Raw genomic sequence first — 20,423 nt, forward strand, 5'->3', positions numbered from 1 at the left:
CTCAGCGATCGCGTCCGGGCTCGCTGGCCAGACGTCGATCGACGCCTTCCAGAGTCGACGAAAGCCACGCGGCCCGACGGGAGGCCGCGGCTTTAGGGGACCGGATCGGGCTTCACGCCCTTCTCGAGCGCGTTTTTGCAGCCGAGCTCGACGCCCGTGGGGCCGTCGGCCGTCTTCACGATCTTGAACTCGACGCGCCGGTTCTTCTCCCAGGCGGCCTCGTTGTGCTCGGGATCCTCGGGGCAGTACTCGCCGTAGCCCTTGCTCCGGAGCTTGTTGGCCGGGGTCCCGCGCGCGACGAGCGCCGCGACGACCGCGTTCACGCGGAGCTGCGTGAGCTGGAGGTTGTACGCGTCGGGGGCGCGCTCGTCGGCGTGGCCCGCGACCTCGACGAGCTGGAACTCGGGGTGGTCCTTGATGGTACCCGACACGGCGTCGAGGATCTCGTTCGACTCCGGGAGGATCTCGGCCGAGCCCGTCTTGAACTGGATCTTCTTGAGGATGACGATGTTGTTGTCCTCGACCACGACGTTGCCGCGGTCGGGGCAGCCGTCCTCGTCGCGGAACTTGTTGAACGTCTCGGGCTCGTTCGGGCAGAGATCTTTCACGTCGGGGATGCCGTCGTGGTCGTTGTCGGGCTCGGGGCATCCGTCCTCGTCCTCGAAGCCGTCTTTGTCCTCGGGGTCGTCCGGGCACTTGTCGCGCGAGTCGGGGATGCCGTCGTGGTCGCGGTCGCCGTCCTTCGGGGGCTCGGGGCAGCCGTCGGTGTCCTCGTCGCCGTCCATGTCCTCGGGGACGTTGGGGCACTTGTCCTTGATGTCAGGGATGCCGTCGTGGTCGTTGTCGGGCTCGGGGCACCCGTCCTCGTCCTCGAAGCCGTCGAAATCTTCCTTTTCGTCCGGGCACTTGTCGAGGTCGTCCTTGATGCCGTCACCGTCGCGATCGCCGATGGAGGGCTCGAAGATGAAGCCCACGAAGGCGCGCATGTCGGCCGCCTCGAAGCCGCTCGTGTACCGGGGGCCGGCGCCGAGCATGAGGTAGCTGTTCCGCTCGATGAAGATCTTGAGCCCGCCGGTGACCTCGTTCGAGGGCTTCACCGCGCTGTCGGCGTTGCCGAGGAGGAAGGTGCCGTAGGTGTCGGCGACGATGTCGACCGGCTCGGCGACGCGAACCGAAGCGCCGAGGCCATACGTGATCCGCTGACCGTCGACGAAACGGCCGTCACGGAGGTCGAGCTGCGTGCCGCTCGCGCTGTGCGCGCGGAAGCCTGCGTTCGCGCCGATCTTCAAGATACCGGCGCCGAAGAAGCGCTTCTCTCCGATGAGCTGCGGCCAGATGAAAAACCCAGGATCGGCGCCCGCCGAACGAGGGGCGTCGGTGACAGGGACACCCACCTGCGTGGCGAGGGCGAGGCCGAAGCCACGCTCGACCCGAAGGATGCGGAGCTTGCCGTGCACGGCGATGAACCCGAGCGTCTGCGAGTCGAACGCGTTCGGCGACCACTGCCCGGCGTTCACCGTGGGCTGCGGAGGGTTCTGATTGTCGAACTGGGCCTCGCCCGAGGCGAGGTTCACGGGCGCCGAGAGCCCGAGGACCAGCATGTTCGCGATGCCGTAGTTGAACGAGAACGTGCCCTGGAACTGGTGGTTGATGAGCTGCGGGCTCGACTGGCCCACGTCTCTCACGCGGAGGAGGTTTCGCCCGTAGTCGATGACGAGACCGAGGCTGAAGTCGTTCGCGCCGAGGATGTCGGTGCCGTTCGTGTGGAAAAACCCCTTCGAGTCCATGGAAGGTCGGAAGAGGTGGGTGTCGAACCCCTGCCCGTTCGCCTCGGGGATCGGCTGCGCCGAAGCCGTACGAGGCAGCGCGAGCGCGCACGCCCCCGCGAGACAGGTCACCCCCACGAGGCCCAAGAGACCGCGACGATTCGGACGCATGACCCTATGCGACATAGCACCAAAGCGACGATTCGCGCTCATTTTCGGGGAAGAATCGCGTGAAGTGGAGCACCTCGGCGCCGTGTCCCCTAGCAGCCTGTTGTTTTTCGGACCGAGGCCGTTCGACGTCCGCGCCCGACCCGCCGAGGCGCGATCCGAGGAGCGCGCGGAGCCTACTTTTGTAGGCGAGCACGCACCGCAGGATCGAAACGAAGGCGGTCGGGATGCGGCGGCGAGCGGCCGACCGGAGAAAATCAACGGGCTGCTAGGGCCAAAAAGCACGAGAGCCCGAGGGATTTTCTTCTCCCGTCGCCGAGTTTGCTATCGTCGTCGGGTACCGTGCGTCGGAATCCGGTCCTCTCCTTCACTGCGCTGGCGCCGCTCCTCGGAGCCTTGGCGCTCGTGGGCGAGGCCCGCGCCGACTCGCCACTCGACGGCAAGTGGCGTCAGAGCGCCCTCCGCGAGGATTTCACGGTCCAGAAGTGGCAGACGGGCTGCGGACCACCGCCGCGTTCGTCGTCCACCGGGGGCGGCGAGACCGTGACCGTGCGCGCCGAAGGCGACGTGCTCTCGTTCGTCGGCGGGGGGCGCGTCTACCGCTCGAACCAGTGTTACGACCCCTTGCCCACGCTCGCCCGCGAGACGTACTCGCACGCGGCGGACAGCCGACTCTGGCGGATCCGCTGCACGACGCCCCCCGGTGACCCGCGCAAGACGATCATGCAAACGCTCGTGGCCGCCACGAGCGACACGCACATCGACATCACCGAGACCGGTCGCTACGAGATCGCCCACGAGGACGGGCTCTGCGTCGCCGACGTCAAACGCACACGGTCCTTCGATCTCGTGCAAAAAGACGGGCCCGCCGCGCCGGCCACCGCGACGGCGACGGCCCCTCCGCCCGCCCCGACGCCCCCTCCGCCTCCCAAAGAGGAGCCGAAACCCACCTCGTCCTGCGCCGCGCCAGGTCCTCCCGCGAGGCTCGAGGCCCGTCCCTCGAAGAAGCTGCTCCGGCCCGGGGAGACGTTCGTCTTTCGGGGGAAGACCGTCGATCGCGAGGGCTGCCCGCTCCCGTCGGAGGTCACGTGGGCGGCCTCGAAAGAGGCCATCGCGGCGAAGATCACGGTCGATTCGAAGGGGAAGGTCACCGTGCCCGAAGGCACCCCCGAAGGCGAGTACACCCTCGAAGCGACCGCCGACGGAAAGACGGCCAAGGTCGTTTTGTCCGTGACGAGCGCCGCGAACTACGAAGCGTTGCTGACGAAAGACGGGCTGAACGCCGCGGGCGAGACCGACACCGCGAGCGTCACGTCCTTCCCTGGCGTGAGCATCGGGTCGAGCGAGGTCGCGGCGGACGATGGCCATGCGCGTAGGCGAGCCGTGTTCGTCGGTGTCGTGGGCACGGCCGTCGTCGCGTTGGCGATCGCTTACGTCGTCCTGAGACGGAGGCAGCGGCGCGCCCAGGCGCTCGAGGCCGAGGCCGTCGATCGTTACGAGTCCCGCGTGCGCGAGACCGAGGCTCGGAACGAGGCATCGTCGCTCGACTACGAGAAGAAAAAGCGCGCGCACGAAGAGAGCCTCCGGGCGGCCGAGGAAGCCAAGGAGAAGCTCGCCGCGGCACGCGCCGCACGAGCTGCCGCGACGCGGGCCCGCGCCTCGGGGGCGGCCATCGCGGCGCCGGTCGAAGAGCGCACCTGCCCGACCTGCAAGCGCACCTTCGAGAACACCTACTTCTGCCCCCACGACGGCAGCAAGCTCGTCGAGGGAGCCCAACGCGACGAGCTCTCGGGCGCGCTCTCCTGCCCCACCTGCAAAAAAGGCTTCCCCGAGGGCACGAAGGTGTGTCCCGAGCACGGCGACGAGCTCGTGCCCGCGGGGGCTCCCCGGCCGGCCCCGGTCAAGGCGGCCCGCGGCAAAATCTGCCCGAGCTGCGGCGCTCGGTTCGACGGCGCGGCGACTTTTTGTGGCAAAGACGGCACCTCGCTCGTCTTGCTCAACTGAGCGACCACCCGCAACCATCCGAAATCGCTCGATAAAAGACATCCGCAGGGTGCCCGAGCGCCGAACGGGTGGAACTTTAGATCGTCCGCGGTTCTGCCTCGTCGAATCTGACCAAGCCGAGCCCGCCGGCCTTCGTCTCACCCCCGTCGACCCAGCGCCCCCGAGACGATTTCGGCCTTCACTTGATCGCCCAAAACGATGCCCGCTATAGTTCCAGGTGTGGTCGTCCCCTCGGGGAGCCACGAGCCTCCCGTGGCTCGTGACCCCGCCGGCGACGTTCACGACGACGATTGGATGCCGGCGCGAGCGACACGTGTCCCACGCCCCCAAAGGATGGTTCCGCGATGAAGATTTCGTGCCAATCGTGTCAAGCCAAGTACACCATCGCGGACGAGAAGGTCGTCGGCAAGGTCGTCAAGATCCGCTGCAAGAAGTGCGGCGCGACGATCGTGATCAACGGCGCCGAGGCCTCCGCGGGCGACGACGCGAGCGCGGGCGGCGAGGTGTTCGACTACGCCGCAGGTGCCGGCGACCAGTGGACGGTGAACGTCGCCGAGGGCGATCAGCGCACCATGTCGACCCAAGAGATCGTCGCCGAGTACCAGAGCGGCGTCGTCTCCGCCGAGACGTACTGCTGGAAAGACGGCATGGACGGCTGGCTCCCGCTCCGCGACATCGATCAGCTCCACCGCGCCGTCTCGAGCCCGAGCGTGCACCCGGTGGCCATCAACACGGGCGGCGAGTTCGCCCCGCAGCCCGCGGCGCCGCTCTTCGGCGGTGGGTCCTCGCAGCCCGCGAGCCTCTTCGGCGACAGCTCCGCGTCGACGAGCCCTGCGCCCGCAGCGGCGCGGCGCGACCGTGGACGGAACGCAGGCGCCGACCTCTTCGGTGGGGCGGCACAGGCCGGTGGCGAAGAAGACCGCCTCGGCGCAGCCGCGAGCCGTGAGGAGCCGAAGCTCACGGGTCAGCGCAACGAGTCGAGCGTGCTCTTCTCCCTGAGCGCGCTCACCAAAGAGGCCGAGAAGCCCAGCGCGAAGCCCGAGAACAAGACCACCGCGCAGGGCGATGGCTCGGGCCTCATCGACATCCGCGCCCTCTCGTCGGCCTCGAAAGCCAACGACAAGCCCAAGTCGAGCGGCGTCGACGACATCATGAACCTCGGCGGCGGCGGAGCCTTCGGTGCGGCCCTCGCGGCGCCGATCCTCGCGCCTCCCCCGATGGACCCCGCCGTTTCCGCCGCGGACGCCTCCTCGGCGTCCGGTTCGAAGGGCAACAAGGGCATTATCTTCGCCATCATCGGCGGCGTCGCCTTCCTCACGGTGGCGGTCGTGTTGGCGATCGTGTTCACGCGGCCCCCGGCCGACGCGTCGGCGAACAACGGCAAGACGACCGGCGGAACGGGCGCCACCGGACCGAGCGCCATGGCCATGAACGAGCCCCCGAAAGAGACGGCGGCCCCCACGGCGGCCCAGCCGCCCCCCTCCGATCCCGGCACGACGGCCAAAGAGCCTGGCGCAGGCGCCGCGGCCCCCACGAAGGGCGCGCCGGTCGCGGCCGCGGGTGGTGCGGCCAAGAAGACCGAGCCCTCCGGTGGCGGCGGCGCAGCGCCCGCTCCTGCGGCCCCGAAAGAGGCTCCCGCCGCGGGCGGCACCAGCCTCGAGGCCAAGATGCGCGCCGCTGCGGGTCAAACCGCGGCGCCTACGGCGGCTCCCGCCCCCGCGTCCGGCGCTCCGTTCGATCGTGGCGCCGCCGCGGCGGCCCTCGCCGGCGTGAACCCCGCTGCGTGCAAGAAGCCCGACGGGCCCACGGGCTCGGGCCACGTCACCGTCACCTTCGAGCCGAGCGGCTCGGTGTCGTCGGCGGTGGTCGACAGCGGCCCCTACCCCGGCACCCCGGTGGGTGGATGCATCGCCGGCAAGTACCGCGGCGCACGTGTCCCGCCGTTCGGTGGAAGCTCGGTGAAGGTGGGCAAGAGCTTCTCGCTCTAAATGCTCTGCCGGCCCTCGCGGCCCGCACGAAGGCACGCTCGACCCTCGCAAGCGGGGCTCCGGGGGTGCCTTCGGCGCTTTCGGAGAAGCCAGAAATGTCGGCTCTTTTCATAGCGATAGCGATCGCCTGCGGCTTCATCCTGGGCTTGCGCGTCGGCCTCGCGCTAGGCAAACGGAACGCCGAAAAGGCGGCCCTCGCGAAGCGAAAGCGCTAAGCCCAGTTCATGCGGCTCGTGCTCTCGGTGCTCGTGATGGCCCTCGTCTCGCTCGCCGCGACGAAGGCACGCGCCGAGGTCACGTGCGGGGCCCGCGACGCGAGGCTCGATCGGGTGGCGCAGACCCTCGCCGAGCGGAAGGCGCGTGGGCAAGGTCCCCTCGATCTGCCGGACCTCGCGCTCGCGGTGCAAGCCGAGCGCGTCGCGCACGTCTGGCCTCGCGCGTGGGTGGCCGAAGGGCCGTCACCGGACGCGCTCGAGCGTGGGTACGCCACCTACCGAGCGGGAGAACGGGGTCGTCCGGCGCGCGCCTGCGGCGTCGGCACCACCACGACGAGCGCGGGCCGAGCCGTGCTCGCGGTGCTCTCCCTCGAGGTGTTCGGAGAGCTCGTCCCCGTCAAGGAGCGTGTACGCGTCGGCGAGTTTCTTCCCGTGGAGGCCACGCTCGGCGGCGACGTCCGCGGGGCGCGAATCATGGTCAAGGGGCCCCTCGGCGCCCCGCGTGTGCTCCCGGGCGGCTTCGACCCTGCGACCAGCAAGGTCCGCGCGACCTTCGCAGCCGACTCGCGCGGAGCGTTCGTCGTCCAGGTCGTGGCCGACACCGACGCGGGCCCGCGGCCGGTGCTCGAGGCCCGCGTCTTCGCCGACGTCCCACCGAGCTACACGCGGCCGAAAGACGAGCTTTTGCCTCCCTCGGGCCCGCCGGACGAGGCCCTCTTTCAGCTCGTGCAGAAGCTCCGAGAGGACGCGGGCCTCCCGCGCTTCGTGCGAGATCCGAAGCTCGACGCGATCGCGCGTGCCCACGTCGAGGCCATGATCGCCGCGCGTGCCATCGCCCACGACACCGGCGACGGCGATCCGCGGCAGCGAGCCGAGGCCGCGGGCGTCCGCCCGAAGACGGTGGGAGAGAACGTCGCCGAATCGCGCGAGGTCATGGGGCTCCACCGCGCCCTCACCGAGAGCCCCTCGCACTACGAGAACCTGCGCAGTACACGTTTCGAGCGCATCGGCGTGGCGGTCGTGGCCGACGCTCGCGGCGCGCTCTGGGGCTGCGAGCTCTTCGTCGGAGAAAAACCATGATCCGTGCCCTCTTCGTGCTCACCCTCGTGTCCGCCGTGGCGTGCGGTGGCCCGCGGCCTCCGTTCGACGCGACCTCCGCGAACGCCGCCGTCGGCAACGTGGATCTCGCGTCGTGCACGACCGGCGCGCCGCTCGACTTTCACGCGACCCTCGTCTTCGCGAACGACGGCTCGGCAGAGAGCGCCATCGTCGACGGCGGGCCCCTCGCGGGTACGCCCGCGGCGGCGTGCGTGGAGAAGGTATTGCGGGGCGTGAAGGTCGCGCCCTTCGACGGCCCCCACGCGACGGTGCGCCGTTCTTTCCACATGAAATAACTCGGGTTTTTGCCACCCGCCCCCCCGCCGAGAAGACCGGGGTTGCGCTCGGCGGCGCGGTGAGAAAAACCATTCGAAAGGGCGCAACGTTCCGCCCTCGCTTGCCGACGATGGGGCACACCCCCGCGTCTCCCCCGAACCCACGAGCTTCCCATGCGCCTCTCCATTCGCCCGACGGCCCTCCTCGCCACGGCTCTCGTCTCCCTCCTCGCGGCCGCGTGCAGCGTCACCACCACCGAGCCCCCGGCGGACGGCGGCACGGGCCCGACCCCGACCGGCACGTCGACCGGGCCTGGCCCGACGCCCTCGGCAGGCCCGAACGTCATCGGCGCAGGCGGCATCGCCGCGTGGGACGCCCTCACCGACAAGGACGCGATAAAGGCCTTCCCGTCCCTCTATTTGCACCAGTCGGTCGGCCAAGACCTCGAGGACGGCGCCGAGGCCATCGGCTTCGGCTTCGAGTACTACGGCCCCGGCCAAGCCCCGAACAGCGTGGTGAACGGCTTGAACGGCGGGCTCTTCGCCGACGTGGGCCCCACCGACAACGGCAAGCCCATCTCCAAGATGAACGTCGTCCGGCGCGAGTTTCAGAAACAGAAGGGCAAGCTCAAGGTGATGACCTTCTCCTTCGGCTACGCCGACGTCATGGACACGGTCGACGACGGTGGCAGCGTGCCCCTCGATCGGGTGCTCTCCGAGTACAAGAAGCTCGTCGACGAGGTGAAGGCCGCGGGCGTGCGGTTCGTCCACGTGACGCCGCCGCTCGTCTTCGATCCTTCGACCAACGCGCCCAAGATGAAGATGCGCGCGTACATGCTCGAGACCTTCAAGGACGACAAAATCTTCGACCTCACCGACATCGAGAGCCTCGATGGCGGCGCGCGCTGCGAGAAGGGCGGCGTGTGGCACATCTGCCAAGCGAACCGCTCGACGGCCGCGTGCCCGAGCAAGGGCCAAGGGGTCGACGGCGACGGGCAAGGCCACCTCTGCTCGACGAAGGCCGCCGAGCTCTCCAAGGCGCTCCTCTATTCGATCTATCTCGCGGGCAAGTGAGGCGCTCGCCGAGGGCTCACCCTCGGCCCGTGACGCGCACAAAAACGAGAGCGGCGAGGCCCCGGAGGATCTCGCCGCTCGTTCGTTACGTGCAGAGCGCACGCAAGCTCACTCGGTCTTGGTCTCGCTCAGGATCTTGAACTCGACGCGGCGGTTGGCCGCGCGGCCGGCGTCCGTGAGGTTGTTGTCGATGGGCTTCTCCATGCCGTAGCCGTGCGCCTCGAGGCGCCCCGCGACGATGCCGTGCTCGGTGAGCCAGCGCATGACCGAGTCGGCGCGGTCTTGGGAGAGCTTCTTGTTCATGGCCGCGCCGCCCTTGTTGTCGGTGTGGCCCTCGATGCTCATGCGCTGGATGCCGGGGTTCGCGCGGAGCACGTTCGCGATCTCCTGGAGCATGGGGAAGCTGTCCGGGAGGATGTTGGCCTTGCCCGTGGCGAAGTGCACCTGCTGGAGCACGCGGATCTGACCGCCCTCGAGCTTGATGAACGCCGGGCAGCCATTTTTGGCGGGATCGGTGTTCGGAGCGCCGGGCTCCTTGGGGCACGCGTCCTTCGCGTCGACGATGCCGTCCTTGTCGTTGTCGTCGTCGGGGCAGCCGTCGCCGTCCTCGAAGCCGTCCTTGTCCTCGGGCTGATCGGGGCACTTGTCGGTCGCGTCGGGGATGCCGTCGCCGTCGCGGTCGGCCGGCATCGGGCAGCCGTCGTTCGGGTCGTTGCCCTGGTGATCCTCGGGCTCGTCCGGGCACGCGTCGATCTCGTCCGGGATGCCGTCGTGGTCGCGGTCGGGCGCGCTCGGGTCGACCTTGACGGACTTGTCGCGCTTCTTCGGCGAGGGGGCGTCCGAGTCGAGGATGGGCACGTAGGTGCCGAGCAGCGCGACGATGCGGAGGTCGGTCGCGCCGTAGCCCATCGCGATGCCGCGGCCAGCGCCGAGGCCCACCCACCAGCGATCGGCGTGACCGAAGCGCATCCGCCCCTCGACGTTGAACTCGATCGAGGTGTTGCGCGACGTGAAGGCGGTGGGGCCGGTGATGTTCGAGTCGGTGATACCGGTCTGGCCGAAGATGTTGAGCCCGAGGCGGTATTTTCCGTCTTGGATGGGCAAAAATCCGCCGAGGGCCCAGCGCCACTCGGTGCCCACGCCGAGGCCGTTGCCGCGGGTCGGGGCGTTCATGGCGCGGTCGGGGCGGAAGTGCACGCCGGTGTTCGCCGTGAGCACGATCGGGCCCGCGGTGACCTCGCCCATGACGAGGACCATGGCCGAGGCCTGCGAGTCGCCGCCGAAGTTCGTGGTGGTGCCGGTGGGCGCGAAGAGGCTCCCGCCCACGCCGAGCGCGTGTTTGCGGTTCTCGCTGCGGAGGGCCACGGCGCGCACGTCGACGCGCATGTCGCCCGCGCCGGGGCCGCTCGGGGTGAAGGCGGTGGTGCCGGCCGTGCCTTGGCTCGTGATGCCGGCCTGGTCGTAGTTCGGGACGTCGCCGTTCTGGATCGGCGTGAACGGGAACGTGAGCCCGAGCGAGAACCGGTCGAGGAACTGGAACCCCAAGCTCCCGTACATGGTGAGCTGGTTGTGGATCGCCCCCGACTTGGAGTTGAGCAGGGTGTTGCGGTCGGTCGCGATGGTCGCCGTGCGGAGCGGGCGGAACGAGTACCCCACCGCGAGCTGCCCGTAGAAAATGGGGCGCTGGTTCGTCACGGGGCGGAACACGGCCACGCCGTCGTCGGGTGCGCCGGGCACCTCGAGGCGGTCGAGCTTGAACGTGCTCTGCTGGGCCGAAGCCTGGCCGTACGCCGCAAAAACGCCCACGAAACCAAGGAGCCCGAGGGCCCGACCGAACCTGCGCTTGCTCGTCATCGCCACGGCACCGTACACAGGACATTCGGCCTTTTCTACCCGGTATTCGGCGATCCGCTCCGGGGCGCTCGGAGGGCCACCGTCTCGTAGCTCGCCGCGCGAGCTTCCCCATGGACGTCGAGGGCTTGGGGCCCCGGGCTCGCGCGGTCTCGAGGGCCTCCGCGGGTAGAAATCGACATGGATTCGGCGTGCTCGCGCCGTGTTCGCTTGACGTGGTCGAGGCCTAGTGCTTTCTTGCGCCGCCCTGGCGACGGGACGAGCCGTCCGCTAGCGCCCCACGACGAGAGAGAACCATGAAACGCACGTACCAGCCCCACAACCTCCGGCGTGTTCGCACCCACGGCTTCCGCGCCCGCATGGCCACCGCCGGCGGCCGCAAGGTTCTTTCGAACCGTCGCCGCAAGGGCCGCGCCCGCCTCGCCGTCACCACCTTCAAGAAGTGAGCGCGACGAAGGCGCCTCGCGCCTTCTAGCCTCATGCCTCGCTCCCCGCGACGAGCTTCGTCTCGGGGCGTGGGCTCCCTTCCATGTCGGCCGACGCACTCCCCGCCCCTCCCCGAACCTTCGGGAAAGAGAGGCGGCTCGTGCGTCGGGCCGATTTTTTGCGTGTTCAGGCGTCGACACACAGGGTCGCGACCTCGTCGTACGTGCTGCTCGTGGCCCCGCGGCCCGAGCCGCTCCGCGAGAGCCTGCCCGCGCGCCTCGGGCTGACCGTGGGCAAGAAGGTGGGGCACTCGCCGGACCGAAACCGCGTAAAGCGTGTATTTCGTGAGCTTTTTCGGCTCTGGCCAGCGCCGGGGCTCGTGCCCGCGGGGTTCGATCTCGTGGTGATCGCGAGGGCCGGCGCGCCGCGTCTCGGCCTCGCCGAGGCCCGCGCCGAGGTGCAGAAGGTGGCGAGGCTCCTCGCAAAGAGGTGTGAAGAATCGCTCTCCGCGCTGGCGAAGGCGCCCGCCGCGCCCCATGTTCCCGCCCGCGCATGACCGACGCACCGCCCGGCCCGGTCGCACGCCTGCTCATCGGGCTCGTGCGGCTCTATCAGATCGTGCTCTCGCCGTTCCTCGGCGGGCAGTGCCGGTTCTACCCGTCGTGCTCCCGGTACGCCCTCGAGTGCCTCGCGCTCCACGGCGCGGCCCGCGGCAGCTTGCTTTCGGTCATCCGCGTGTGTAAGTGCCACCCGCTGCATCCCGGCGGTCACGACCCGCCACCTCCACGGCTCGCGCCCCCTCCCCCCAGCGAAGCCCCGTAACACTTCCATCGCGCCGAGCGCAAAAAGCCCTCACGAACCGCGAGCCCGACCGAGAGCACCGAAAGCATGGACCGTAATACCCTCGTCCGCTGGGTCGTCATCGCGGCCGCGATCTTCCTCTTCATGAAGTTCGGCATGCCGCTCCTCCGCGGCACCGACAAGCCGCAGAGCGTGCCGCTCGAGACGTACGTGAACGCGCCCGGCTTCGAGCCCGACGAGCTCGATCCCCCGAAGGACGGCGCGCCGGTCGTGAAGCCGAAAGAGGGCGAGCTCTGCGAGATCGCGGGCGCCCGCTTCGACGCGGTGCTCTCGACGCGCGGGGCCTCGCTCGTCCACTTCGACCTGAAGGATCAGCAGTACGCGGGCGGCGGCACGTTCGACATGTCGACCACGCCCGACCACGAGCGCTGGCGCAGCCTCCGCACGACGTTCCGCGGCGAGGGCGCGAACGACCAGCTCAAGTACGACCGCTTCCTTTGGAAGCTCGAGCGCCTCGAGGGCAAGAAGGGCTGCGTCTTTTCGTACGAGGACGAGCTCGTCACCATCAAGAAGACCGTCCGCACCAACGATCGCCCCTTCGAGCTCGAGGTCACGACCGAGGTGAAGAACCTCGCCGAGGACGCGAAGAGCCACAAGCTCGCCGTGGGCATGTTCGCCTTCCGCCGCAACGAAGAGGTGAAGGGCAAGCTCGGTCGCGTCTCCCCCTTCCAGACCGAGCTCGTGTGTGCCCAAGGCAAGGACGTCACCCGAAAGAACAAGGACGAGTTCAAAGAGGGCTGGCAGACGGTCCAGGGTGTCGACCGATTCGCGGCGATCTCGAACTACTACTTCGGCCAGGCGATCGTGCCCACGGTCGAGGGCGGCCCCGCCGACTGCGCCATCCTCGCCGAGGACTGGTTCTCGCCCGGGCAGGCCCGCGACGACGACAAGGCCGGCGCCGTGTACCACGCGAGCCTCGTGTATCCTGCACGCAAGCTCGCCAAAGGTGAGAGCGCGTCGTACACGCAGGTCGCCTTCTTGGGCCCCAAGGAGCGCGACGTGCTCGCCGCCGTGGGCCAAGGCGGAAAGGCCGCCCCCGTCACGGGCAACCCGCACCTCGGCGAGCTCATCAACCTCGGGTTCTTCTCGCCCGTGGCGAAGGTGCTCATCAGCTTCCTCGTGTTCCTCCACGCGAAGGTCACGTTCGGGAACTGGGGCCTCGCCATCATCTTGATGACGATCTGCGTGCGCCTCGTGCTCTTCCCGCTCACGTGGAAGTCGATCAAGTCGACCGTGGGCATGCGCAAGCTGAAGCCCGAGGTCGACGCCATCAACGCGAAGTTCGCCGACGACGCGCAGGCGAAGAACCTCGCCATGATGGAGCTCTGGAAAAAACACGGCGTGAGCCCCTTCGGCGGGTGCTTGCCGCAGCTCGTGCAGATGCCGGTCTGGTTCGCGATGTACACGACCCTCCAGACGGCCGTGGAGATGTACCACGAGAAATTCTTGTGGTTCCAAGACCTCTCGGCGCCCGACCGGTTCTACATTTTGCCGCTCGTGCTCGGCGCGTTCATGATCGTGCAGCAGCGCATCGTGCCGCAGCAGCCCGGCATGGACCCGGCCCAGCAGAAGATGATGATGTGGCTCATGCCGGGCATCTTCACCGTCATGATGCTCTTTTTGCCGGCGGCGCTCGGCGTCTACATGCTCACGAACAGCATCCTTGGCATCGTGCAGCAGCTCGCGGTCGAAAAATTCGCCCCGAGCGGCCCCCAAAAGAAGGCCGGAGAGATTTCGGTCGAGGAAGTGGCCCAGTCCAAGGTAGAAGTCGGGAAGGGAAAGGCCCGGGTATGACGATGAGCGACGTGGAGACCAATAGCGCAGACGCGCAGAGCCAGCGGGCTGTCCAGTTCGTCCGGATGCTCCTCACCAAGATGCAGGTGGACGCGGACGCGATCCTCGCGCCCGACGACGGCGAAGGCTCGGCCGACGAGATCCGCATCGACATCGAGGGCCCCGACGCGGGCCGGGTCATCGGCAAGCGCGGCAGCGTGCTCGAGGCCATCCAGTACCTCACGACGCGCGTCGTGCATCGCCCCGGCGACGCACGCCGTCACGTGCAGGTCGACGCCGAAGGGTACCGCGCCCGCCACGAGGACCAGCTCGCCGAGATGGCCCAGAAGCTCGGGCAGCGCGTCGCCAAAGAGGGCAAGATCATCACCTTCGACCCGATGAGCGCCCGCGATCGCCGCATCGTGCACGTGGCCCTCAAGGACGTGCAGGGCGTCCGCACGGAGAGCCACGGCGAAGGCCCCGATCGGCGCGTGCAGATCATCCCGCTCAAGAACGGCTCCTGATCGGGAAGCGCCCGCGCGCGCGCGGCGGCCGAGCTCCCCCAAGGGCTCGGCCGTTCGCCATTTTTCCTCGTCGCGCGGAAAAATAGGTCGTTCGACCTACTGCGTCGAAGATCGCGGCGACGGGCAATCAAGGGCGGGTTCGCCCTGGCCGGCGCATTTCGCTACCATCGGCTCACCCGATGGCGGCCCGCTTCACGAACCTCGATGGCACGACGCCCGACAAGGGCCCTCTCGACATGTTGAAGTGGCAGGTCGGCGATCGCCTGCTCGGGAAGCGGCGGCGCTCGGGCCCTCCCTTTACGGTGCCCCATCGCCCGAACGACGGCGCCCTCGTGCGCGAGGCCCGCGCGAGCCTCACGTGGGTCGGCCACGCCACGTTCGCGATGCGCCTCGGGGGCAAGCTGGTGGTGACCGACCCGGTGCTCGGCACGCGCATCCAAGGCGTCGTGAAGCGGCTCTCGCCGCCCGGGCTGCGGCGCGAGGCGATGGGCCACGTCGACGTGGTCACCGTCTCGCACGACCACTTCGACCACCTCGACGTCCCCTCGCTCCGCCACATCGGCCCGGAGGCCACCTTCGTCACGCCGCTCGGGTGCGGCAAGCTCCTCCGCGACGCGGGCCTACCGAACGTGATCGAGCTCGACAGGTGGCAAGAGGCCGACGTGCACGGCCTCCGCGTGCGGCTCGTGCCGGCGCAGCACTGGTGCATGCGTGCGCCGTGGGACAGGAACACACGGCTCTGGGGCGGCTTCGTGATCGAGGGCCCCGAGGGCAAGGCCTACCACGCGGGCGACACGGCCTTCGCCGAGGACGTTTTTGCCGCGATCGGCGCGCGTGAGCCGGGCATCGACTGGGCCATGATGCCCATCGGAGCCTACGACCCCGAGTGGTTCATGAGCCCCCAGCACATCGGCCCCGAGGACGCCGTGCGTGCCCATCGTTTGCTCGGCGCGAAGCACTTCGTCGCGATGCACTGGGGCACCTTCCGCCTCACCGACGAGCCCATCGGGGAGCCACCGGTGCGCGCGCGTGCGGCGTGGGAAGCGGCTGGTAACCCTAGAGATCATTTGTGGATTTCGGATCTCGGAGAGACCCGGGATCTCACGCGCTGACGCGCGCTCCGGGCCGCACGCGCGCGAGCGACGAGGCCCGTCGCATCGAGCCTCGCCGCCGCGCCGACGCCACGACCATCAGGGCTTCGCCCAGAGCACCTTCAGCCTGTCGAAGGCCGCACGTGGGGTCCTGCCGTCGACCACCTGCACGCCGGGTCCCGGAAAATACGCGCCGCCGCGGCGGTTCTCGACGGCGTGGATGCCGAAGCCCTCTTCGTCCCAGCAGCCACCCGGGAAGGCCTCGCTCGCGGCCTTCGATGGCGTCGCGTGCCACACGTCGGTCTCGATGGCGTTCGCGTGGGCGCCCGCCTTGAAGTACTCGTCTTGCCACTCGAAGACGAGCCCGCCCGCTACGACGTCGCGGTTCGCGTCGATGTGCTTCCAGTGGCCCTCGATGTAGTCGGCCTGGGCCTTCGCCCGGTCGGGGAGCTCGACCATCGCGCCGTTCGGGCACATGCTCACGAGCGACGGGCTCGAGCCGGGGCGCACGGGCGCGCCGAGGGACGCGAGGATCTCCTTGCGGGTCGTGGCAGGGGCGCCGAACTCGGTCACGACGAAGGGCTTGTCGCTCACGTCCGCGAGCTCCTCGAAGAGGTGGTCGAAGTCGTTCGTGCTCGCGTTCGGATCGAGACGCCCACGGTACGAGTTCACGCCGAAGACATCGATGTTCGATACGTCGAAGCCCTTCTGCTTCACGATGCGGAGCGACTGCATGCTGTCGTCGATGAGCGCCATCAGCGTGTGCTTCTTCGGCGCCTTCGCCTTCACGGCGGCGCCGAGCTCGTTCATGTAGCCCCAGAACGCGGGATTTTGCCGGTTCTGGACGAGGTTCAGCTCGTTCGAGAGCACGAACCCGAGCACGGCCGGGTGGGACCCCACTTCCTCGGCGAGCGCCTCGAAGGCACGCTTGTCCGTCGCGCGCCGCTCGGCGGCGGTCTGTTGGCCGTTCCACGCCCACCCGGCCTCCGTTCGGGCTTCGTCGGCGACGAACGTGTCGCCCTCGGGGGTCGTCACGAAGAACGAGCCGTCCGTGGGGGGAGCCGAGACGCGCGTGTACCGGAAGATGCCGGGGCTCACGGGGAACGCCACGTACGCGCGGATCGGGCGGTCGCCGCCGTTCCAGAGCATGTCGAGGAACTTCGTGTGCGAGCGCATGGCACGCGGCCCCTTCTGGGCGTCCCACGGGTGCATCGCGTAGAGGCGGATGGTGTTGACGCCCATCTCGCGCATCTGCGCGACGTCCTTCGCCAGGACCTCTTGGTACGCGGGCTCGGCGAAGATGTCCCCGCCGTGTCCGTCGAGGTTCCCCGGCCCCCAGAAGGAGCTGTTGTCGCCCCCGATCGGGATGGGGGAGTAGTCGACGCCTCGCACCTGGTAGTCGTGACCATCGAGAACGAGCTTCCTGCCGACGATGGTGACGTCGGTCGCCGAAGGAACGAGGGCCGACGCCACCGACGCGCGCCCGTCGGCGTCGCTCGAGGGGAGCTCCCCAGGGTCGTGGGCGCAGGCGAAGAGGGAGGTCGCGGCGGCGAGGAGGGCGGCGAGGACGTGGCGGCGCATGGGGCTCTCTTTTCGGGTGAGGGGTCGTGCGGGCGGCCGGGCCATCGCGGCTCGGCGCCCGTCTCACGAGAGAGCATGCGGCGCCCCACGATGCAGCACAACGCAACCATCGTGAGCCATACCATTAGGGAAACTTATCTATTGGAAACCTGCCCCAGCGCCCGCACGTCGAGCACACGGAACTTTACGCGGGCCGCGTTTGCGAGCGTCCGCGGTCGGACGAATGCTCTCCACCGCGTGCGGCACTCTCGCCCACGTGTTCCCAAGCCCCGCCCCGAGCCTCTCGGGGCGCGTGGAGACGACACATGCATCCTGCATTTTATCATTGGTGGAAGACCTCGAGACGCGGCGCCGATTGTCACGCGGGGGCCCAGGCCTCGTGCGGCCCGTTCGGCGCGCGGCATCACGGCGGCGAGCCCGACGCGACCCGCAGCGCAGGCCCCCCCGGCCACGACGAGCCGTTCGGCGGTGGCCCCTTCGGCGTGAGGCGACCGCTCCGGTTCCTCGCGCACAAGCTCGAGCTCGACGAGGCCCAGGTCGAAGAGCTCGCGCGCATCATGAACACGCTGAAGACCGAGCGGGCCCAGGCCGAGGTCGATCATCAGCGCACGATCGCGGCGCTCGCCGACGCGATGGAGGGCGCGACGTTCGACGAGGCTCGGGCGGCCGAGGGCGGAAAGATGCGCGTCGAGAGCGCCGAACGTCTGAGGACCGCCGTCATCACGGCCCTCGGGCGAATCCACGCGCTGCTGAACGACGGGCAACGCAAGAAGCTCGCGTACCTCGTACGCACGGGCACGATCGCGGTCTGACCCCGGTGGCAGGGGCCCCAGCAGCTGCAGGAAGGGGCTCCTGCCTTCCCCGCGGGGCGCGCCGGACACGCCTCGCGAGCCCCTCGAAATGGGCGTAGAGTCGGCCCATGATGCCGAAGCTCGCCCGCGCCCTCCGGATCACCCTGTCGCTGTCCGTCGCGGGGCTCGCCGTGGCGTGCGGGTCGGCCAAGACGCCCGACGCCGTCAAGACGGAGCTCGCGCGAGGGCCCGCCGACACCGTGACGGTGGTGGTGTTCTCGGACTACGAGTGCCCGTTCTGCAAGGCCGCCCACACCGAGCTCGCCAAGGCGCTGCAGGCGTCGCCCGGCCTGAAGGTGCGGTTCGTACGGCACCACGTGCCTCTCCCGAGCCACCCGCACGCGGAGATGGCGGCACGCGCGGCGATCTGCGTCGAGACCCTCGGCGGGCGCACCGAGACCATGGACGACGCGCTCTTCGCCGCGGGCTCGGCGAGGCTCGATCCGGGGAGCTGCGAGGACGCCGCGGCCGACGCGGGCGTGGACCGCGACGCCTTCCGCGACTGCCTGCGCGCGCCCGCGACCGACGAGCGCCTCCGCCGCGATCTCGCCGCGTACATGGAGACCTCGGCCGGTGGCGTCCCGCTCTTCTTCGTCGGGAGCGCGCGCTTCGAGGGTGCGCAAGACTCGAGCACGTGGATCGACGCTTTTGCCCGGGCAAAACCGGCCAAATAGGTCCGACCAAGCCGCCGAGCCGATCTCCCTACATTGGCACCTCGGACTGCGCGGCATAGGCAAAAAACCTGGCCCGGGAAGGCGGTCGAGCTATGGTGCTGTCCATGCGGATGCGCCCCTTCCTTTGGTTTGCCGCGGCCTCGGCCGCAGCCGTCGCGGTCGCTTGCGCCACGGGCACCGTCGCGGAGGACGACGACGCAGGCGGAGGCATCGGCGAAGAGGAAGACTCGGGGGTCGTCACGCCGGTGCGCGACTCGGCCACTCCTCCACAGAAGGACGCGGCCGGCCCGACCGACGCGGGCACGGGCGACTCGGGGCCGCTCGTGGATGGCGGCGGAGACGGTGGCACCGACGGAGGCACCGGTCAGTGCGTAGCGCCGAACACCTGCGTGGGCGGCATCACGATGACCCCCGTGAGCGGCGACAAGAACGCCGACACCTCCACACAGACCGGCTCGACATCGCGCTGGCTCAAGATCCGCGTGAGCGAGGACGACAGCAGCATCGTCGGCGAGTCGATGAAGCTGAAGCTCACGCTCACGTCGCCCCCGGGCACGAACTTCGACATGCGTGTCTTCCTCGCGGGAGACGGCTCCGGCCAAAAGTGCCCGCCCGAGGGCGCCGACCGCACGACCAACACCGTCGCCGGGGCGGACGTGACGTCGATCGAGTGGGGCGAGATGGGCATCACCTCGAACGGCTCGGACGACGACCGCACCGTGAGCGTCGAGATCGTGCACGTGTCGGGCACCTGCACCACCGGTCAAAACTGGACCTTGCTCGCCGAGGGCAACAAGCTCTGAAGAGCGCTTCGTGAAGCGCGCTCGGGGCACGTTCGCCGTCGTCGCAGCCGCAGGTCTCCTCGCGTGCACGGCGCCGCCGAACGCCGTGGCGCGCGCGCCGAAGGTCGAGACACGCGCCGAGCCCCACGTGTTCGACGACGACTTCGAGGCCGCGCGCGCAGAGGCCCGGCGCAGGCAGGTGCCGCTCTTCGTCGACGCGTGGGCGCCGTGGTGCCACACGTGCCTCGCCATGCGCGCGAACGTGCTCGCCGATTCTTCGCTCCGCGCCGAACGCCTCCCCGACGGGCGCACGCTGGGCGAGGCGTTCGTGTGGGCCTCGATCGACACGGAGAAGCCGAAAAACCAGGCCTTCGTCGCGAAGTCCCCGAACCGCTCCTGGCCGACGCTGTTCGTGCTCTCCCCCGACGGCGATACCGCGCGGCTCGTATGGGGTGGCTCGGCCACGCGCGCGGAGCTCGTTTCGTTGCTGGTCGACGTGACCTCGTCCGGCGAGGGCTCGTTCGCACGAGCGACGAGGCTCGCCGCCCTCGGTCGAACGAAGGAGGCTCACGCCGCATACGAGGCCATCGCAGGGAACGACAGAGAGCCGCTCGTCGCGAGGGCGCGCGCGGTCGAGGGGATGGTCGGCCTCGCCGGCACGCCCCCGGAGGACGTGCTCACCCTCGCGCGCGCCGCGCTCGAATGGCTCCCTCGAGGCACGTCGCGCGCCGTCGTGCTCGCAGCCGCCCTCGAGGCCCTCGGCGAGACGAAGTCCAAAGACCCTCGCCTCCTCGCGCAGGCCCGGGCCGAAGCCAAGCCGAGCTGCGGAACGGCCCCTTGCGCCGATCCCATGGCCGACGACGATCGGTCGAACCTCTACGAGGCCTTGTGCGCCTACGACGATGCCGTGGGCGACGCCCTTGCCAAGACCGACGACGCGGCGAAGTGGCTCGCCACGATCGAGGCGACGCGGGCGTCCGCCACGTCGGCCGAAGCTCGCCTGGCGACCGACGCGCATCTCCTCCTCGCGGCCGAAGCGGCCAAGCGGGTGGCTCGTGTGCTCCCTGCCCTCGAGGCCTCGGCGCGTGCCTTCCCCGCGGACGGGAACACGCACGCGAGGCTCGCGCGCGCCAAGGCCGCCCTCGGGGAGTGGGAGGCGGCCGTGAGCGAAGGTCGGCGTGCCCTTTCCCACCTCGAGGGACCGAGGCTCCTCCGTGTGGCGGGAGCCCTCGCCGACGCGCTCGAGAAGGTCGGGCGCCCCGCAGAGGCCCGAGAGGCCCTCGATCTCGCGCTCCGAAGGACCTCGACGCTCGCGCTCACGGAACGCCAGCGCGCCCTGGCCGACACCCTCACGCGGCGAAGGGACGCCCTCCGGCCCAGCCCGGCGGCGCCCTGACGATCTCTGGGGTAGCCTAGTGACG

18 protein-coding genes are annotated in these 20,423 nt (G+C 69.5%); 15 read left to right on the forward strand and 3 right to left on the reverse strand.

The genetic code is table 11. The features are described from left to right. Nucleotides 1-92: 92 nt before the first annotated feature. Nucleotides 93-1,979: an OmpA family protein gene (locus IPK71_31350; protein MBK8218249.1), complete on the reverse strand. Its 1,887-nt coding sequence runs from the start codon at nt 1,977-1,979 to the stop codon at nt 93-95. A 297-nt stretch (nt 1,980-2,276) separates the two neighbouring features. On the opposite strand from IPK71_31350, the gene IPK71_31355 reads away from it, so the two are divergent. The 5 genes from IPK71_31355 (at nt 2,277) to IPK71_31375 (ending at nt 8,588) form a co-directional block, all read left to right on the forward strand. Then, the gene (locus IPK71_31355; protein MBK8218250.1) at nt 2,277-3,938 is read left to right on the forward strand and encodes a hypothetical protein; all 1,662 of its coding nucleotides are present in this window, start codon (nt 2,277-2,279) and stop codon (nt 3,936-3,938) included. 344 nt (nt 3,939-4,282) lie between these two features. Then, complete coding sequence (locus IPK71_31360; protein MBK8218251.1) at nt 4,283-5,926, forward strand: zinc-ribbon domain-containing protein; 1,644 nt, start codon at nt 4,283-4,285, stop codon at nt 5,924-5,926. Nucleotides 5,927-6,150: 224 nt separating this feature from the next. After that, nucleotides 6,151-7,221 carry a CAP domain-containing protein gene (locus IPK71_31365; protein MBK8218252.1) on the forward strand — a complete coding sequence of 357 codons (1,071 nt, stop codon included), beginning with the start codon at nt 6,151-6,153 and terminating at the stop codon, nt 7,219-7,221. Continuing rightward, a complete protein-coding gene (locus IPK71_31370; protein MBK8218253.1) occupies nt 7,218-7,535 on the forward strand; it encodes a hypothetical protein in 318 nt (105 codons plus the stop codon). Before IPK71_31365 ends, IPK71_31370 begins: the two co-directional genes overlap by 4 nt. A gap of 153 nt (nt 7,536-7,688) precedes the next feature. Next, nucleotides 7,689-8,588, forward strand: a complete 900-nt coding sequence (locus IPK71_31375) for a hypothetical protein (GenBank protein ID MBK8218254.1) — start codon at nt 7,689-7,691, stop codon at nt 8,586-8,588. A 108-nt stretch (nt 8,589-8,696) separates the two neighbouring features. On the opposite strand, the gene IPK71_31380 is transcribed toward IPK71_31375, so the two are convergent. Next, nucleotides 8,697-10,442 (reverse strand): OmpA family protein, encoded by a 1,746-nt coding sequence (locus IPK71_31380; GenBank protein ID MBK8218255.1) that lies wholly within the window; start codon nt 10,440-10,442, stop codon nt 8,697-8,699. A gap of 293 nt (nt 10,443-10,735) precedes the next feature. On the opposite strand from IPK71_31380, the gene rpmH reads away from it, so the two are divergent. From rpmH to IPK71_31410, 6 genes are all read left to right on the forward strand, one after another. Further along, complete coding sequence (gene rpmH / locus IPK71_31385; protein ID MBK8218256.1) at nt 10,736-10,885, forward strand: 50S ribosomal protein L34; 150 nt, start codon at nt 10,736-10,738, stop codon at nt 10,883-10,885. Nucleotides 10,886-10,968: 83 nt separating this feature from the next. Further along, nucleotides 10,969-11,421, forward strand: a complete 453-nt coding sequence (gene rnpA / locus IPK71_31390) for a ribonuclease P protein component (GenBank protein MBK8218257.1) — start codon at nt 10,969-10,971, stop codon at nt 11,419-11,421. Continuing rightward, on the forward strand, nt 11,418-11,687 hold the full coding sequence (yidD, locus tag IPK71_31395) for a membrane protein insertion efficiency factor YidD (GenBank protein MBK8218258.1): 270 nt from the start codon (nt 11,418-11,420) through the stop codon (nt 11,685-11,687). The genes rnpA and yidD overlap by 4 nt, the downstream gene beginning before the upstream one ends. Nucleotides 11,688-11,753: 66 nt before the next feature. After that, complete coding sequence (gene yidC / locus IPK71_31400) at nt 11,754-13,520, forward strand: membrane protein insertase YidC (GenBank protein ID MBK8218259.1); 1,767 nt, start codon at nt 11,754-11,756, stop codon at nt 13,518-13,520. A gap of 2 nt (nt 13,521-13,522) precedes the next feature. Next, the gene (locus tag IPK71_31405) at nt 13,523-14,023 is read left to right on the forward strand and encodes a KH domain-containing protein (GenBank protein MBK8218260.1); all 501 of its coding nucleotides are present in this window, start codon (nt 13,523-13,525) and stop codon (nt 14,021-14,023) included. A 236-nt stretch (nt 14,024-14,259) separates the two neighbouring features. Next, a complete protein-coding gene (locus IPK71_31410) occupies nt 14,260-15,135 on the forward strand; it encodes an MBL fold metallo-hydrolase (protein ID MBK8218261.1) in 876 nt (291 codons plus the stop codon). 78 nt (nt 15,136-15,213) lie between these two features. On the opposite strand, the gene IPK71_31415 is transcribed toward IPK71_31410, so the two are convergent. Next, complete coding sequence (locus IPK71_31415; GenBank protein ID MBK8218262.1) at nt 15,214-16,695, reverse strand: hypothetical protein; 1,482 nt, start codon at nt 16,693-16,695, stop codon at nt 15,214-15,216. 305 nt (nt 16,696-17,000) lie between these two features. On the opposite strand from IPK71_31415, the gene IPK71_31420 reads away from it, so the two are divergent. The 4 genes from IPK71_31420 to IPK71_31435 all read left to right on the forward strand — a co-directional run bounded on the left by IPK71_31420 (nt 17,001) and on the right by IPK71_31435 (nt 20,398). Next, entirely contained in the window at nt 17,001-17,507 is a 507-nt protein-coding gene (locus IPK71_31420; GenBank protein ID MBK8218263.1) for a Spy/CpxP family protein refolding chaperone, read from the forward strand. A gap of 107 nt (nt 17,508-17,614) precedes the next feature. Next, nucleotides 17,615-18,220 (forward strand): thioredoxin domain-containing protein, encoded by a 606-nt coding sequence (locus IPK71_31425; GenBank protein ID MBK8218264.1) that lies wholly within the window; start codon nt 17,615-17,617, stop codon nt 18,218-18,220. Nucleotides 18,221-18,324: 104 nt separating this feature from the next. Next, entirely contained in the window at nt 18,325-19,023 is a 699-nt protein-coding gene (locus IPK71_31430) for a hypothetical protein (GenBank protein ID MBK8218265.1), read from the forward strand. A 10-nt stretch (nt 19,024-19,033) separates the two neighbouring features. After that, a complete protein-coding gene (locus IPK71_31435) occupies nt 19,034-20,398 on the forward strand; it encodes a thioredoxin family protein (protein ID MBK8218266.1) in 1,365 nt (454 codons plus the stop codon). Nucleotides 20,399-20,423: the final 25 nt, after the last annotated feature.

The sequence above is a fragment of the Myxococcales bacterium genome (assembly GCA_016712525.1).
Classification (GTDB): Bacteria; Myxococcota_A; Polyangia; order Polyangiales; family Polyangiaceae; genus JAAFHV01.

What these genes read in the sequence shown, in the direction of transcription:
- IPK71_31350 (MBK8218249.1), bottom strand. Translation starts at nt 1,979, where the DNA reads ATGAGCGCGAATCGTCGCTTTGGTGCTATGTCGCATAGGGTCATGCGT.
- IPK71_31360 (MBK8218251.1), top strand. Translation starts at nt 4,283, where the DNA reads ATGAAGATTTCGTGCCAATCGTGTCAAGCCAAGTACACCATCGCGGAC.
- IPK71_31365 (MBK8218252.1), top strand. Translation starts at nt 6,151, where the DNA reads ATGCGGCTCGTGCTCTCGGTGCTCGTGATGGCCCTCGTCTCGCTCGCC.
- IPK71_31370 (MBK8218253.1), top strand. Translation starts at nt 7,218, where the DNA reads ATGATCCGTGCCCTCTTCGTGCTCACCCTCGTGTCCGCCGTGGCGTGC.
- IPK71_31375 (MBK8218254.1), top strand. Translation starts at nt 7,689, where the DNA reads ATGCGCCTCTCCATTCGCCCGACGGCCCTCCTCGCCACGGCTCTCGTC.
- IPK71_31380 (MBK8218255.1), bottom strand. Translation starts at nt 10,442, where the DNA reads ATGACGAGCAAGCGCAGGTTCGGTCGGGCCCTCGGGCTCCTTGGTTTC.
- rpmH (MBK8218256.1), top strand. Translation starts at nt 10,736, where the DNA reads ATGAAACGCACGTACCAGCCCCACAACCTCCGGCGTGTTCGCACCCAC.
- rnpA (MBK8218257.1), top strand. Translation starts at nt 10,969, where the DNA reads ATGTCGGCCGACGCACTCCCCGCCCCTCCCCGAACCTTCGGGAAAGAG.
- yidD (MBK8218258.1), top strand. Translation starts at nt 11,418, where the DNA reads ATGACCGACGCACCGCCCGGCCCGGTCGCACGCCTGCTCATCGGGCTC.
- yidC (MBK8218259.1), top strand. Translation starts at nt 11,754, where the DNA reads ATGGACCGTAATACCCTCGTCCGCTGGGTCGTCATCGCGGCCGCGATC.
- IPK71_31405 (MBK8218260.1), top strand. Translation starts at nt 13,523, where the DNA reads ATGAGCGACGTGGAGACCAATAGCGCAGACGCGCAGAGCCAGCGGGCT.
- IPK71_31410 (MBK8218261.1), top strand. Translation starts at nt 14,260, where the DNA reads ATGTTGAAGTGGCAGGTCGGCGATCGCCTGCTCGGGAAGCGGCGGCGC.
- IPK71_31415 (MBK8218262.1), bottom strand. Translation starts at nt 16,695, where the DNA reads ATGCGCCGCCACGTCCTCGCCGCCCTCCTCGCCGCCGCGACCTCCCTC.
- IPK71_31420 (MBK8218263.1), top strand. Translation starts at nt 17,001, where the DNA reads ATGCATCCTGCATTTTATCATTGGTGGAAGACCTCGAGACGCGGCGCC.
- IPK71_31425 (MBK8218264.1), top strand. Translation starts at nt 17,615, where the DNA reads ATGATGCCGAAGCTCGCCCGCGCCCTCCGGATCACCCTGTCGCTGTCC.
- IPK71_31430 (MBK8218265.1), top strand. Translation starts at nt 18,325, where the DNA reads ATGCGGATGCGCCCCTTCCTTTGGTTTGCCGCGGCCTCGGCCGCAGCC.